Origin of the sequence: Pseudomonas carassii, from assembly GCF_036324045.1 — a bacterium.
GTDB classification, from domain to species: domain Bacteria; phylum Pseudomonadota; class Gammaproteobacteria; order Pseudomonadales; family Pseudomonadaceae; genus Aquipseudomonas; species Aquipseudomonas peradeniyensis.
Genome location: NZ_JAZDCT010000042.1, coordinates 1 through 12,809, shown reverse-complemented (window position 1 = coordinate 12,809; position 12,809 = coordinate 1). Strand labels below are relative to the sequence as shown.

12 protein-coding genes are annotated in these 12,809 nt (G+C 63.7%); 2 read left to right on the top strand and 10 right to left on the bottom strand.

The features are described 5' to 3' along the window. The first annotated feature begins 2 nt into the window (after positions 1-2). Positions 3-677, top strand: a complete 675-nt coding sequence (locus tag V0R62_RS23545) for a bifunctional 4-hydroxy-2-oxoglutarate aldolase/2-dehydro-3-deoxy-phosphogluconate aldolase (RefSeq protein ID WP_050704151.1) — start codon at positions 3-5, stop codon at positions 675-677. An 84-nt stretch (positions 678-761) separates the two neighbouring features. Here V0R62_RS23545 and V0R62_RS23540 read toward each other — a convergent pair whose 3' ends face one another. The 9 genes from V0R62_RS23540 to xseA form a co-directional block, all read right to left on the bottom strand. Continuing rightward, the gene (locus tag V0R62_RS23540) at positions 762-1,994 is read right to left on the bottom strand and encodes a coiled-coil domain-containing protein (RefSeq protein WP_330105429.1); all 1,233 of its coding nucleotides are present in this window, start codon (positions 1,992-1,994) and stop codon (positions 762-764) included. A 7-nt stretch (positions 1,995-2,001) separates the two neighbouring features. Then, entirely contained in the window at positions 2,002-2,352 is a 351-nt protein-coding gene (locus V0R62_RS23535) for a DUF6384 family protein (protein ID WP_330105428.1), read from the bottom strand. 10 nt (positions 2,353-2,362) lie between these two features. Further along, positions 2,363-3,397 (bottom strand): DUF6384 family protein, encoded by a 1,035-nt coding sequence (locus V0R62_RS23530; protein WP_330105427.1) that lies wholly within the window; start codon positions 3,395-3,397, stop codon positions 2,363-2,365. Further along, entirely contained in the window at positions 3,394-4,536 is a 1,143-nt protein-coding gene (locus V0R62_RS23525; protein ID WP_330105426.1) for a merozoite surface protein 3b, read from the bottom strand. Before V0R62_RS23525 ends, V0R62_RS23530 begins: the two co-directional genes overlap by 4 nt. A gap of 44 nt (positions 4,537-4,580) precedes the next feature. Next, on the bottom strand, positions 4,581-5,933 hold the full coding sequence (locus V0R62_RS23520; RefSeq protein WP_330105425.1) for a coiled-coil domain-containing protein: 1,353 nt from the start codon (positions 5,931-5,933) through the stop codon (positions 4,581-4,583). A gap of 4 nt (positions 5,934-5,937) precedes the next feature. Continuing rightward, positions 5,938-7,215, bottom strand: coding sequence for a DUF6384 family protein (locus tag V0R62_RS23515; RefSeq protein WP_330105424.1), 1,278 nt, complete (start codon positions 7,213-7,215; stop codon positions 5,938-5,940). Positions 7,216-7,371: 156 nt separating this feature from the next. After that, complete coding sequence (gene leuA, locus V0R62_RS23510) at positions 7,372-9,045, bottom strand: 2-isopropylmalate synthase (RefSeq protein WP_330105423.1); 1,674 nt, start codon at positions 9,043-9,045, stop codon at positions 7,372-7,374. A gap of 368 nt (positions 9,046-9,413) precedes the next feature. Then, positions 9,414-10,241, bottom strand: coding sequence for a peptidoglycan DD-metalloendopeptidase family protein (locus V0R62_RS23505; RefSeq protein ID WP_330105422.1), 828 nt, complete (start codon positions 10,239-10,241; stop codon positions 9,414-9,416). Positions 10,242-10,244: 3 nt separating this feature from the next. Beyond that, positions 10,245-11,624 (bottom strand): exodeoxyribonuclease VII large subunit, encoded by a 1,380-nt coding sequence (gene xseA, locus V0R62_RS23500; protein WP_330105421.1) that lies wholly within the window; start codon positions 11,622-11,624, stop codon positions 10,245-10,247. 137 nt (positions 11,625-11,761) lie between these two features. On the opposite strand from xseA, the gene V0R62_RS23495 reads away from it, so the two are divergent. Further along, positions 11,762-12,526: an N-acetylmuramoyl-L-alanine amidase gene (locus V0R62_RS23495; protein ID WP_069017654.1), complete on the top strand. Its 765-nt coding sequence runs from the start codon at positions 11,762-11,764 to the stop codon at positions 12,524-12,526. On the opposite strand, the gene V0R62_RS23490 is transcribed toward V0R62_RS23495, so the two are convergent. Then, the coding region (locus V0R62_RS23490; RefSeq protein WP_330105420.1) for a LysR substrate-binding domain-containing protein at positions 12,514-12,809 on the bottom strand (296 nt) is incomplete at its 5' end. The two genes, V0R62_RS23495 and V0R62_RS23490, sit on opposite strands and share 13 nt — an antisense overlap.

The window sequence follows — 12,809 nt, the reverse complement described above, 5'->3', positions numbered from 1 at the left end:
TCATGACCACCCTCGAACGCCCACAGCCTTTGCTCTCGATGGCCGACAAAGCCGCGCGGATCGACGCGATCTGCGACAAGGCGCGCATCCTGCCGGTGATCACCATCGCCCGTGAGGAAGACATCCTGCCTCTGGCCGACGCCCTGGCCGCCGGCGGCATCCGCACCCTGGAAGTGACCCTGCGCTCGCAGCACGGCCTGAAGGCCATCCAGGTGCTGCGCGAGCAGCGCCCCGAGCTGTGCGTCGGCGCCGGTACCGTGCTCGACCGTGGCATGTTCGCCGCCGTCGAGGCCGCGGGCGCGCAGTTCGTCGTTACCCCGGGCATCACCCAGGACATTCTCGAAGCGGGCGTGGACAGTGACATTCCGCTGCTGCCGGGTATCAGCACGCCGTCGGAGATCATGATGGGCTATGCCCTCGGCTACCGTCGCTTCAAGCTGTTCCCGGCGGAGATCAGTGGTGGCGTGGCGGCGATCAAGGCCTTTGCCGGCCCATTCGGCGACATTCGCTTCTGCCCGACCGGTGGGGTGAACCCGGCCAACGTGCGCAACTACATGGCCCTGCCCAATGTGATGTGCGTGGGTGGCACCTGGATGCTCGACAGCAGCTGGATCAAGAACGGCGACTGGGCGCGGATCGAGGCGTGCAGCGCCGAGGCGATGGCATTGCTGGACTGACAGATTTCGTTGTGTGCTACACGGCTTGTGGGGCGCTTGGTCGGCGCCCCTTTTTTTTGCCTGAGTCATTTAGGCCGATAATTGTCAGCCGCTGCCAGGCCGGCTGGGGTCGATCAGGGTCCGTGCGCTGGTAAGCAGGGTCTTGATCGCCTGCAGGTCCATCTCGCCTCGCTGGTAGGCCTCGATGAACTGCCTGATCGGACGAGGGGTGATGTAGCGGCTGTTGCGATCTTGGTAAAAGTCGTTGCGCAAGGCGCGATCCAGTGCCAGCGCGCGCTCATGGTCGAAGCTCGCGCGGTCACGCACCTGCAGCAGCCTGGTGCTGGCCTCCTGCTGTGCAAGCAGGCGTGGGTGCAAGCCCTGTAGCTCACTCACCAACGCATCATCGGTCTCATCCGGTGTGGCGGCGGCGTGCTGCATGAGTTGCGCAAGCGGGCGGGTCTTGAGTTTCGCAGTGAGCTGCTCGCGAATGCGTTGCAGGTTGCGATCCAGCCCCTGGTTGAAGGCGCTCAATTGCAGGTACCAGGCATCGACTTCGGCCTTCGCCTCGGACAGTTCGTGGTCGAGAGCATCGTCCTGTGCCCAGAGCGCCGGCAAGCCCAGCCTATGGTACGCCTCGTCCAGATACGCCTGGTGTTCACGTCCCATTTGCTCCCTGTCGCGCATGCGCTGTTCCCTTTGTACTTCATTGCGGTCGAGCATTGCCTGGAGCATCTGTTCGTTGGCCTGGTTTACCTGGAAACTCACCTTGCGGGCCAGGAAGTCATCGAGCCAGGTACGCAGCAAGCGAGGTCTGTAGCGCTCGGTTGCGTAGTCGCGTAATACCAGGGCGCGGAATATCGGGTTGTTCCAGTACGCTACCAGCTTTGCCCTGCACTCGTCGCGGATCTCCACATAAGCCAGTTCGGCTTGCGGCTCGTTGTCCAGCGCTCGGCGAATGTGCGCAGTCAGGCTCAGGTATGCCGGGTCTTTCTCAAGTTGAGTACGTGCCTGGGTTTCAAGTGTACCGATGTGTGTCTGTAGGTGGCGCTGAGTCTCGAGGCGCGCCTCGATCAGCCGTTGCAGGCGATCGATGTGGTCGTGCAGCTCGGCTTGTGCGCTTTCGCGTTCGGCCAGCAGTTGTCGGGTCTCAGGATCAAGCTCTGGGCCTTGTTCCAGTTGGAAACTGGCAAGTTCATTGAGTTTCTCGGCCATCAGACACTCAAGCCTGACCTCGCGAGCAATGGCCTCACGCAAGTCTTCTTCGGCTTCACGCTGCGCCAGCAGGGTGCTACGGGTGTAGTTGTCGATCGCGATGAACAGGGTGTCGGGTGTCATGGTTCGGTCATATCCAACCAGCAAGCAGTGCCCAGCTCAGGGCGCCGACAGCCAGTACGGCCGCAGTTGGAGGGATCAGCAGCGAGGGCGACAGGGCCAGGCGCACCAGCAAGCGCTCCCACCTGCTCAGCGGCGGCGCTTCGAAGACCAGGCGTTGGGCGAAGAATGCCCGAACGCCCTGTTCGACATGCGTCTGTTCATGATGGATGCCGTTGCGCTGGTAATAGCTGCGTATGCGTTCGCTTACTTCGCTGCGCTGCTTCGGCAGATCCAGGTGCTCCTGCAGTGCGAGTTCCTGGTGGCGCAACTCGTCGACCAGGGCCATGGCCCCCATCTGTTCGGAAAGTGAGACGGTCATTGGCGGGTCATCAGAAGCTGGCGGAGACGATGGACTGGTTGGTGTCGGCCGGATTGTCGAAGCTGCTACCGGCAAAGACGCGATTGTCGAAGTGCCTGCTCAGGTTGTAGGCATCCTTGCGGCCGATGACCGGATTATCGACGCGGCCCTTGGCCTGCTTGACCTGCTGGGCTTTCAGGTACTGCGCGTGGGTGACCTGCACACCGAGGGAGTCGGCGAGGGCGATCGCGCCGGTGTGGCCGTTGGCGAGCGGCATCGTCACCACCTTGCCCTGCGGGTCGCGTGCCTGAAACACCAGGAACCATGCCTTGCCGTCCTCGCTGCCTGGCTGGCACGCCGAGGTCTTGCGGCAGCGTTCGTAACCGGATAGCTGTCCGGCGCCGTCGGGGATGCGCAGTTGCAGCTGCGCTTCGGTGTAGTCGACGTACACCTGCAGCTCGCGCAATGCCTGAATGGCCTTGGCCGGCCCATGATCGGCCACCAGCGCGCCGGTGGAACGGGCGAACGGCAGCAGCTTGGCGCGCACGTCTTCCGGTAGCGGCATGGCTTCCAAGCGGGCCATCAACTGAGTGTACTGGTCCAGGCGTGCCTGGTGCGCCGCTCGGTCCGCTTCCCTTGTCCAGGCTGGCGCTGGCACCCCCAGGCCCTTATTGGCAGGGGCGCTGACCTCGGTCGGTCGGGTGGGCGCCACAGGTTGGCGCAGATTTGCCGTCAGCAGGGCACCGCCCAGCAAGGCGACCCCCGTCAGCCCCCCCCAGGCCAGCAGCCTGCGGCGCAGGAGCATCCCCGCCAGCAACCTGTGGGGCCAGGACAGTTGCGGCGCCTCGAACCGCAGGCGGCGGGCGAAGAACTCGCGTACCCCTTGCTCGATCAGGCTGTCATCGCAAGCGATGCCCTGGCGCTGGTAGTAGCCACGAATGCGTTCGACGATTTCGGCGCGACGCAGCGCCAGGTCCAGATGCTCCTGAACCTGGCGCTGCTGCAGGCGCAGCTCGTCGACGAGGGCCATGGCCCCCATCTGTTCGCTGAGCGAGCCATTGCTCATTGCGCGGCTTTGCTCAGCAAGGAGGCGAAGGCGCGCTTGGCGTCTTCGACTGCGGTGGAAATTTCCAGCGCGGCCTTGCTCGACTCGGCACGGTAGGTTTCGGTGAGGCCTTTCATGTCATTCTGGAAATCCAGGGTGGCCTGGGCCAGGGCGCGCACCGATTCGACGCGCAGGGTCGAGCCATAGCTGGCTTTCATCGCCGCCCCCAGTTGCTGGTTGCCCAGCTCGCCCAGGGCTTCCAGGCCCTTGTTGATACCGGAGGTGGTGGCGTTGAGGGTATGGGTGGCCTCGGCCATGCCCTGGTTGGCGGTGAACGAAACCGCAAGGCTGGTGAGCACGATTTCGTTAGTGGCGAAGAACGACACCATTCGCTGGTACTGACGCTCCTTGACCACATGCACCTGGCTGATGCGGGCAAAAACCATCTCGGCGGTGTTGTAGCCAACCCGTAGGTCGTCAGCGATATCCTTGACGATCTGGTAGCTCTTGTCTTCGTTCTGCAGGGCTCGCACCGCTTCGTCACGCACCAGCTCAAGTGCCGCGATGCGGGCGGGCGCTTCGCTTGCGGCCGCCGCCACGGTAGCGTTGGCGGTGTCCAGGGCACTGCTGCACTCCTGCAGGGACTGCCCTGCGATGGCCAGTACTTGCTGGGCATCGACCTCGGCAGTCTTCATGGCCAGGCGGAAGTCCATGTACGCTTCCAGAATCAGGCTTTCGCGAGTGATCTGATCGCTGGCGGCCGCGCAAACGTCCAGGTAGTGCTTGCGGATGTCCTCGAAGCGGCTCGGGATCGAGCCTCGCAGCATGCGCATCCAGGCCAGCTTGAGGCGTTCGAGGGTATCCAGGCGACCATCGTCCATCCAGGTGGCCATGGCAGCCGCATCTTCACGAATTGACGTGAAGCTGTCGGTGATATCCATGTAGCGGTGAGAGATATCCATTCCGGCGATCTGCTCGCGTACGGTCTGGTTGAACAGTGACGCCTGCTGCAGTACTGCGGCGATGCCGGTGACACGCTGGTTGTCGTAGTGCGCGACCTTGTCCAGCAGGCTCAGTACTGGTGCTGGCTGGGGCGCCTGACCGAAGGCGATGCCGATTTTGCGCAGGCCGTCGAGGGCGCGTTCGAGGTATTGGCTCATGGTGATCCTTGCCTGAGTGGGTATCTGCAATTGAGTTGCGCGATTCAGAAACTGTTGGTAGTGCGGAAACCACCACCGCCGGAACTGCTGGAGGTGCTGAAACCGCTTCCACCGAAACTGCCTGACGTGGAGAAGCTGCTGCCATGGGAGCTGGCCGAGTTGCTCCGGTCGTCAACTGGAAGCTGTGGCGACACGAACTGCCGACCTTCATCGAGCAAGCGCTGAACGTCGGACTGTTCCAGCTGGCCGCGCATGTAGTCGTCGAGTATTTGCTCGATGGGCTGCTGCAGCTGGTACATATGGCTTGGGTCGCGGTAATGGGCATCGCGCAGCGCGTACTCCAGGGTCTTGGCCCGGTCATAGCGTTGGCGCTGGTTGTCGCTCTGGTCGCGCAGGCTCCTCAGCGGTTGCTGAATCTCCCGTAGCCGCGCGTGCAGCAACTGCAGGTCGCCTACCAGGACATCGTCGTCCGGGCTCGGTGTTTTGGCTGCCTCGATGATCAGCTCGGCCAAGGGGCGTGCCCTGAGTCTGTCGGTGATGCTCTGGCGAATCTGCAACAGATGGGGATCGCGTTGCTGATTGAAGTCGGCCAGTTGAGCATGCAGCGAGCTGGCGTCGGCCTTGGCCTCGCTCAACAACACTTCCAGCTCTTGTTCCTCGGCCTGCAGGGCTTGCATGCCAGCTGCTTCTCGGGCTTTTTCCAGATGCTGCTGGTGTTGCGCCTGCAATTGCTGCCGCGCCTGGGCGAGGGTCTGGCGCTGGGTCTCGTTGCGCGTGTACATGGCCAGCAAGGTCTGTTCGTTGGCGTAGTTGACGTGAAAGTCGACCTTGCGCGCCAGGTAGTTGTCCAGTGCGCGCTGGAAGGGGTAAGGCCGGTATTGTTCGGTCCCATAGCTACAGGCCTTGAGGAAACGGTAGAGCGTGTTGCTCTTGTAACCCTCCAGTTTGTTGGCGCACTCGTTGCGGATTTCCTCGTAACCCGCATCGGACTGCTGTTCGGCTTGCCGGGCCGCATTCAGTTGTTCCAGCAATTGGGCGAAAGCAGGATCCTCGTCGAGCAGACGCTGGGCCTGGGCATCGAGTTGGCCGAGATCACTGCGCACTTGCTGACGTTTATCCAGTTGGGCGGCTATCAAATGCTCGACTCGTTCGAGCGCCTGGATAAGGTTCGCTCGGGCGTACTCGCGCTGCTCGAACAACTGCCGCGTATGCAGGTCTTGATCGGGGGCGATATTCAGCTGCAGGGCGGCAATCTGGCCCAGCTTCGAGGTGATCTGGTCTTCCAGTCGGGCTTCTTGGTCAAGCTGGGTATACAGCGCTTGCTCAGCGTCACGTCTGGTCTGTTCGGCTTGGCGCGAGTTGTGTTCGAGCGCATTGACAAGGGTGATCGGTGTCATGGCATTACCATTCCAGAATCATGTCGGGGGTAGCGTAGGTGCTCTGGCTGAAGTGTATGCTCAGGCTGTTCACCGGTTTTCTGCCGATCAGGCGTTGGCTGATATGGCCATCTTCGAGCTTGTCCTGCCGGACCCGCAGATACTCGTCGTAACTGACGCGGACACCGAAACGATTGGCCCAACGGGTCTTGCCGGTCTCCACGCTGGTCACCGGCGCCCACGTCTGCTTACCGGCAGCGTCGAAGGGTTCGACGATCAGATACCAGCTTTTGCCTCGGGTGCTGTTCGGGCTGCAGCCGGCGTTTTCGTAACAGCGCTCCACACCCGACTTGATGCCGGGGCGATCGATCAGCTCGATGGTCAGGGGTTCTGCGGCGTAAATCAGGTAGTCCTTCACTGCGTCGAGGGTGGAGTCGGCCTTTTCCAGTTGCAGCTTGGCGATATCTTCACCGGCACGGTTGAGCCAGTCAGCCAGTTGCTCATGATCGGCCTTGGGCAGCGGCATGGCATTCAGGCGATCCTGCAATTGCTGCTGCCGGTCGAGGCTGATGTAGACGTGCTCCACGCGGTTGAGTCGTTTTCTGGCCTTTGCCAGGTTGTTTTGCGCGCCGGCCAACACGAAGTACGCTTGTTCGATTCGAGCATTGAAGGGCGCGCGGTTGTCGCGGGTGATCGGATCGGGTCGTACGACATTCAATGATTGGCTGGGGCTGGGCAGCAGACGCTCGACCTTGACGAGCAGATCCGCCACCACTGGAACCGGTTGGCGTGCCTGACGCGCCTTGGATTGCTCCAAACGCTGGCGCTGCGCAGCTAAATCCATCTGCAACAGCTGGACATCGATGGCCAATTGGTCGGCGCTCAGGCCCGCCCGAATGTTTAGTCCACTCTCCACCAGAAACAGTGTGCCCAGGCCCAAGGCGATCAGCAGCACGCTGTAGGCCACGCCTTTTAGCAGCGGTCGGTAGGCCATGGCCAGACGAGTCAGCAGGCGTTGTGTGAAGCCCAGTGCAGGGGCTTGGAATTCAAGGCGTCGTGCGAAGAATTGACGTACGCCTTCCTCGACCGTTGCTTCGTCGAAGGCGATGCCATGGCTCTGGTAGTAAGTGCGAATGCCTTCGGCCACTTCGGCCCGGCGCCGAGGCAAGTCCAGGTGCTCCTGGATGGCCATTTCGCGATGACGCAGTTGGTCAACCAGCCCCATGGCGCCGATCCGTTCACTCAATGGGATGCTCATCGATTGCATTCCAGCGGGCGGTGGCGCGGTGCGCGCGCCAGGCAATAGCTCATGGTGCTCCTTGCATGAGTGGGGGAGGGCTCGCGCAGTATACCCATGAATGAAGGCTAAATGATGGCCTGCTTTCTGCAGCCTGTTAATCTCATCCAGCGCGCACAAAAAAGCCCGCATCTCTGCGGGCTCTTCTGGTCGATCAGCGCATCAAGCCGCTTTGGCCTGCTGCTGGCTCAGCGACCGGTTCAGCGCGCTGAACAGCGCCTTGAAGCTGGCGGTGGTGATGTTCTCGTCGATGCCCACGCCGTGCACCGGACGCCCGCCGGCCACGCGCAGTTCGATGTACGCCGCCGCCTTGGCGTTGGTGCCGGCACCGATGGCGTGCTCGTTGTAGTCCATGATCTCCACGGCGATCGGCAAGCCGGCGACCAGCGCTTCCAGGGCGCCGTTGCCCTTGCCGTGCCAATGCAGGGTGGTCTCGCCTTCACCGGAAACTTCCACCTGCACGTGGCTGCTGCCGTTCTCTTCCTGCAGGCGGTGGCTGACCAGCGCATACGGTGCGTTGGCCTGGAGGTATTCCTTCTGCAGCAGCTTGTAGATCTGCTCGGCGGTCATTTCCAGGCCGAGACGGTCGGTCTCGCCCTGTACCACCTGGCTGAACTCGATCTGCATGCGGCGCGGCAGGCTGATGCCGTACTCCTGCTCGAGCAGGTAGGTGATGCCGCCCTTGCCCGACTGGCTGTTGACGCGGATCACCGCCTCGTAGCTGCGGCCGATGTCGGCCGGGTCGATCGGCAGGTACGGCACTTCCCACAGTTCGCCGTCCTGCTGCTTGGCGAAGCCCTTGCGGATGGCGTCCTGGTGCGAGCCGGAGAAGGCGGTGTGGACCAGGTCGCCGACGTACGGGTGACGCGGGTGCACCGGCAGCTGGTTGCACTCCTCGACGACCTTGCGCACGCCATCGATGTCGGAGAAGTCCAGTTGCGGGTCGATGCCCTGGGTGTAGAGGTTCAGCGCCAGGGTCACCAGGTCGACGTTGCCGGTGCGCTCGCCGTTGCCGAACAGGCAGCCTTCGGCACGGTCGGCGCCGGCCATCAGGCCCAGCTCGGTGGCGGCGATGCCGGTGCCACGGTCGTTGTGGGTGTGCAGGCTGATGATCACGCTGTCGCGACGGTTGATGTTGCGGCAGAACCATTCGATCTGGTCGGCGTAGATGTTCGGCGTGGCGACTTCGACGGTGGCCGGCAGGTTGAGGATGACTTTGTGCTCAGGGGTCGGGTTCCACACCTCGATCACCGCGTCGCACACTTCCTTGGCGAACTCCAGCTCGGTGGCGCTGAAGGTTTCAGGCGAGTACTGGAAGGTCCACTGGGTGTTCGGCTGCTGGGCGGCGTACTTGACGAACAGCTTGGCGGCGTTGACCGCGATGTCCTTCACGCCCTGCTTGTCTTGGTTGAAGACGATGCGGCGGAACGACGGGCAGGTGGCGTTGTACAGGTGCACGATGGCCTTCTTGGCCCCGCGCAGGGACTCGAAGGTACGGGCGATCAGGTCTTCACGGGCCTGGGTCAGCACCTGGATGGTGGTGTCGTCCGGGATGTGGCCGTCTTCGATCAGGGTGCGCACGAAGTCGAAGTCGGTCTGCGAGGCCGACGGGAACGACGCTTCGATTTCCTTCACGCCCACCTGCACCAGGGTCTTCCAGAACCGCAGCTTCTTCTCCGAGTCCATCGGCTCGATCAGCGACTGGTTGCCATCACGCAGGTCGGAACTGCACCAGATCGGTGCCTGGGTGATGGTCTTCGACGGCCAGGTACGGTCAGGCAGGTCGATGGTCGGGAACGCGCGGTATTTCTTCGATGGGTCTTTGAGCATGGTCATGGAAGCAATCCTTTTATGTGCGGCCGTGATCGGGCCTGCCAAACGAAAACGAGAGAAAAAGGCTAGGCGACGCGATTCACCCTGGTAGTCGGGCGCTGACCAGGCAGAGGCTGCGGTGTTGTCGGAGCAGGGTGCTGAAGATGTTCATAGGCTCAACCCTAACCAGTGGGTTGGGGGATGGCAAGCATTGCGGGAAAATTGAGAGGAATGCTTAAAAAAACGATGCTTCTGAGTTTTTGTGGCCGTTGATTAGGGTTTGTTGAGATTTTATTGCGTGATGTTTTTTCGTTGCGCAAATCGCGGGGCAAGCCCGCTCCCACGATCCCACCATGGCTGCGTGGGAGCGGGCTTGCCCCGCGATTACGCTTTCAGGGCTGGAACGCGCCGATGAAAATTGCCGGATCGACCCGCGCATCGTTGAGGCTGACGTTCCAGTGCATGTGCGGCCCGGTGGCCCGGCCGGTCGAGCCCACGCGGCCGACCACCTCGCCCCGGCGCAGCACTTGCCCCGGCTTCACGTCGATCTGCGACATGTGGCAGAACATGCTGATGAAGCCCTGGCCATGGTCGACGAACACCGTGCGGCCATTGAAGAAGTAGTCGCCCACCAGGATCACCTTGCCGTTGGCCGGGGTCTTGATCGGCGTGCCGGCCGGCACGGCGAAGTCAAGGCCAGCATGGGGGTTGCGCTCCTCGCCATTGAAGAAGCGGCGCACGCCGAACTTGCTCGACAGCGGGCCGTTGACCGGCTTGTCGAGGATCAGGTTGCTCGGTAGGGTCGGGCTGAAGCTGCGGTAGGCCTTGACCTGCTCGGCCAGCTCGCGGTCGATGCGCTTGAGATCCTCGGGCTCGGGGTTGACCTGGCGCTTGTTCTTCAGGGTGATGTGCTGTTCGGGGTATTTCTTGCTGCCCACGCTGAAGCGGATGTCGCGCCCACCCTGGCTGAGCACGGCGCTGCCGGGCTTCTGGGTGAGCGGGATGCCGACGATGGCCAGCCAGTTGTCCTGCTCCTTCACCACCAGCACCGGCTTGCCGTCGAAGCGGGCGCTCGGCGCGCTGGCGGCCGGCCCCAGGTTGACCACGGCCACGCCGCCGGGCACCGGCTTGTCGAGGGTGCGGGTGATGTAGCTGGCCTGGGCCGCGGTGAGCGGCAGCAGCAGGGCAAGGGCGAGCAGGGGCGCGAACAGGCGGGGCATGTGTCAGTCCAGTAGCGAGAGGGTGACCGGAGTCTGGTGGTTGTCCTCGACCCGCACCTTGAGCTCGCCTTCGTTGAGGCGGGCGGTCAGGCGCTGGCCGTTGTGGGTCTGCGCGGCGCTGCGGATGGCCTGGCCGCGCTCGTCGAGGAGGATGCTGTAGCCGCGGGCGAGGGTCGCCAATGGGCTGACCACCTGCAGCGTCTGCAACTGCGCCTGGAAGCGCTGGCGGCGGTCCTTGATCACCTCGCGCATGGCCCGTGGCAGGCGTTCGGCCAGGCTGTCCAGGCGCTGCTTGAGCAGTTTCAGGTTGCGTCCCGGGTGTTGCGCGGCCAGGCGCATGTCGAGGCGGCCGAGGCGTTCGTGGCGTTGGCGCATGTTCAGCGCGAAGGCGCGGCGCAGGCGCATGTCCAGGTCGTCCAGACGCTGGGCCTGCTGGCGCAGGCGCTCGCCCGGGTGGCGCAGGCGTCGGGCCAGGCCCTCGACGCGCAGGCGGTCATGGGCCAGGCGGCTCTGCATGCGCAGCAACAGGCGCCGCTGCAGACTGTCCAGGCGCTGCTGCAGACCGCTGCTGTCGGGGGCGAGCAGCTCGGCGGCGGCTGATGGCGTAGGGGCGCGCACGTCGGCGACGAAGTCGCTGATCGACACGTCGGTTTCATGGCCCACGGCGCTGACGATCGGCGTCACGCAGGCGGCCACGGCACGGGCCACGGCCTCTTCGTTGAAGCACCAGAGGTCTTCCAGCGAGCCGCCGCCACGGGCCAGGATCAGCGCGTCGAAGCCCTGCCGGTCGGCCATCTGCAGGGCACGGACGATCTGTGCGATGGCCTCGCGGCCTTGCACGGCGGTAGGGATCAGATTGAGTTCGACCTGCGGCGCGCGGCGCCGGAACACGCTGATGATGTCGCGGATCACCGCGCCGGTGGGCGAGGTGACGATGCCGATGCGCTGCGGGTGGGCCGGCAGCAGCTGCTTGCGTTCGGTGCTGAACAGCCCCTCGGCGCCGAGCTTTTCCTTCAGCGCCTCGAAGGCCAGGCGCAAGGCGCCGTCACCGGCCGGTTCGACGGTGTCGAGGATCAGCTGGTAGTCGCCGCGGCCCTCGAACAGCGAAACCTTGCCGCGCACCTTCACCGCCAGGCCGTCACGCAGGGCCTGGCGCACGCGGGCGGCGTTCTGCCGGAACAGCGCGCAGCGGATCTGCGCGCCGCTGTCCTTGAGGGTGAAGTACATGTGGCCGGAGGCCGGGCGGGCGAGGTTGGAAATCTCGCCTTCCACCCAGACGCTGCGGAACACGTCCTCGAGCAGCACGCGGGCGCGGCCGTTGAGCTGGCTGACGGTGAGGACCTCGCGGTCCAGGCCGAGTCGTTCGAAAGGGTCTCTGATCATGCCGGGCATCATAAAGGAGCGAAGGCCTGGTTGTCTGTGCCGGCCTCTGGCACGCCCCACCTTGGGAGCATTTCCGGCTGCCGGCCCCGATATCCGGCGATGCACGCTGGGCGCCTGATTCCAGGTGGAGATTCGCCATGTATCCCATAGACGCTCACACCTACCGGTCCAAGGCGTTCAACCGACGGGTGCGATTCCTGGTGCTGCATTACACAGCCGTCAATTTCAACGGCTCGATCAATGCGCTGGTCAACGGTACCCAGGTCAGCGCCCATTACCTGGTGCCCGACCCATCCGATCCGAGCTTCACCAGTGCAGGTTTCGACGCGATGCGCACCTTCAACCTCGTCGACGAGAACGAGCGCGCCTGGCACGCGGGTGTCAGCGGCTGGGCCGGACGCAGCAACCTGAACGATACGTCGATCGGCATCGAGATCGTCAGCCAGGCGTCGGTGAGCAACGGCCAGTTCGTGTTCCCGCCCTATCACCCCCAACAGGTGGAGGCCTTGATCCAGCTGGGCCAGGCGATCCTGCAGCGCTATCCGGACATCACGCCGACCCAGGTGGTCGGCCACAGCGACATCGCCATTGGCCGCAAGAGTGACCCGGGTGCCGCTTTTCCCTGGCAGGCGCTGCACCAGGCCGGTATCGGTGCCTGGTATGACGAGGCGCGCAAGGCGTACTACCAGCAGCGCTTCGCGGGCTGCCTGCCGCAGGTCAAGGTCGTCCTCGCCAAGCTGCGTACCTACGGCTACAGCTTCCCGACCAGCCCCGATCCGGCCCAGGTGCGTGCAGTGCTCAGGGCGTTCCAGCTGCATTTCCGGCCAGGCAACTTTGACGGTGTACTGGATGCGGAAACCGCGGCGATCATCTTTGCGCTGGTGGAGCGCTACATGCCCTGATCGCCCTGTGGCAAGCGCAGGCTGTCCAGTAGCTTTCTCGACAGCGCTCCCGCGTCGCGTCGGCAGGCCAGGGCCACGGTGCTCTGGCAGGCCTCGGCCAGCGGCACGACGGTGACCGAGGGCGGGGCGATTTCGCGCATGCTCAGGGGCAGCAACGCCACCCCGAACCCGGCCTGGATCAACTGCAGTTGCGTGGTCTTGCGCGACACCACCTGCGCCGTCTGGGGAAAGAATCCCTCGTTCATGCACAACGACGCCGACAGGTAGCTCAACCCGCCGCGCT

Coding starts and splice junctions, on each gene's coding strand:
- V0R62_RS23545 (WP_050704151.1), top strand. CDS start 3: ATGACCACCCTCGAACGCCCACAGCCTTTGCTCTCGATGGCCGACAAA.
- V0R62_RS23535 (WP_330105428.1), bottom strand. CDS start 2,352: ATGACCGTCTCACTTTCCGAACAGATGGGGGCCATGGCCCTGGTCGAC.
- xseA (WP_330105421.1), bottom strand. CDS start 11,624: ATGATCAGAGACCCTTTCGAACGACTCGGCCTGGACCGCGAGGTCCTC.
- V0R62_RS23530 (WP_330105427.1), bottom strand. CDS start 3,397: ATGAGCAATGGCTCGCTCAGCGAACAGATGGGGGCCATGGCCCTCGTC.
- V0R62_RS23525 (WP_330105426.1), bottom strand. CDS start 4,536: ATGAGCCAATACCTCGAACGCGCCCTCGACGGCCTGCGCAAAATCGGC.
- leuA (WP_330105423.1), bottom strand. CDS start 9,045: ATGACCATGCTCAAAGACCCATCGAAGAAATACCGCGCGTTCCCGACC.
- V0R62_RS23505 (WP_330105422.1), bottom strand. CDS start 10,241: ATGCCCCGCCTGTTCGCGCCCCTGCTCGCCCTTGCCCTGCTGCTGCCG.
- V0R62_RS23540 (WP_330105429.1), bottom strand. CDS start 1,994: ATGACACCCGACACCCTGTTCATCGCGATCGACAACTACACCCGTAGC.
- V0R62_RS23495 (WP_069017654.1), top strand. CDS start 11,762: ATGTATCCCATAGACGCTCACACCTACCGGTCCAAGGCGTTCAACCGA.
- V0R62_RS23520 (WP_330105425.1), bottom strand. CDS start 5,933: ATGACACCGATCACCCTTGTCAATGCGCTCGAACACAACTCGCGCCAA.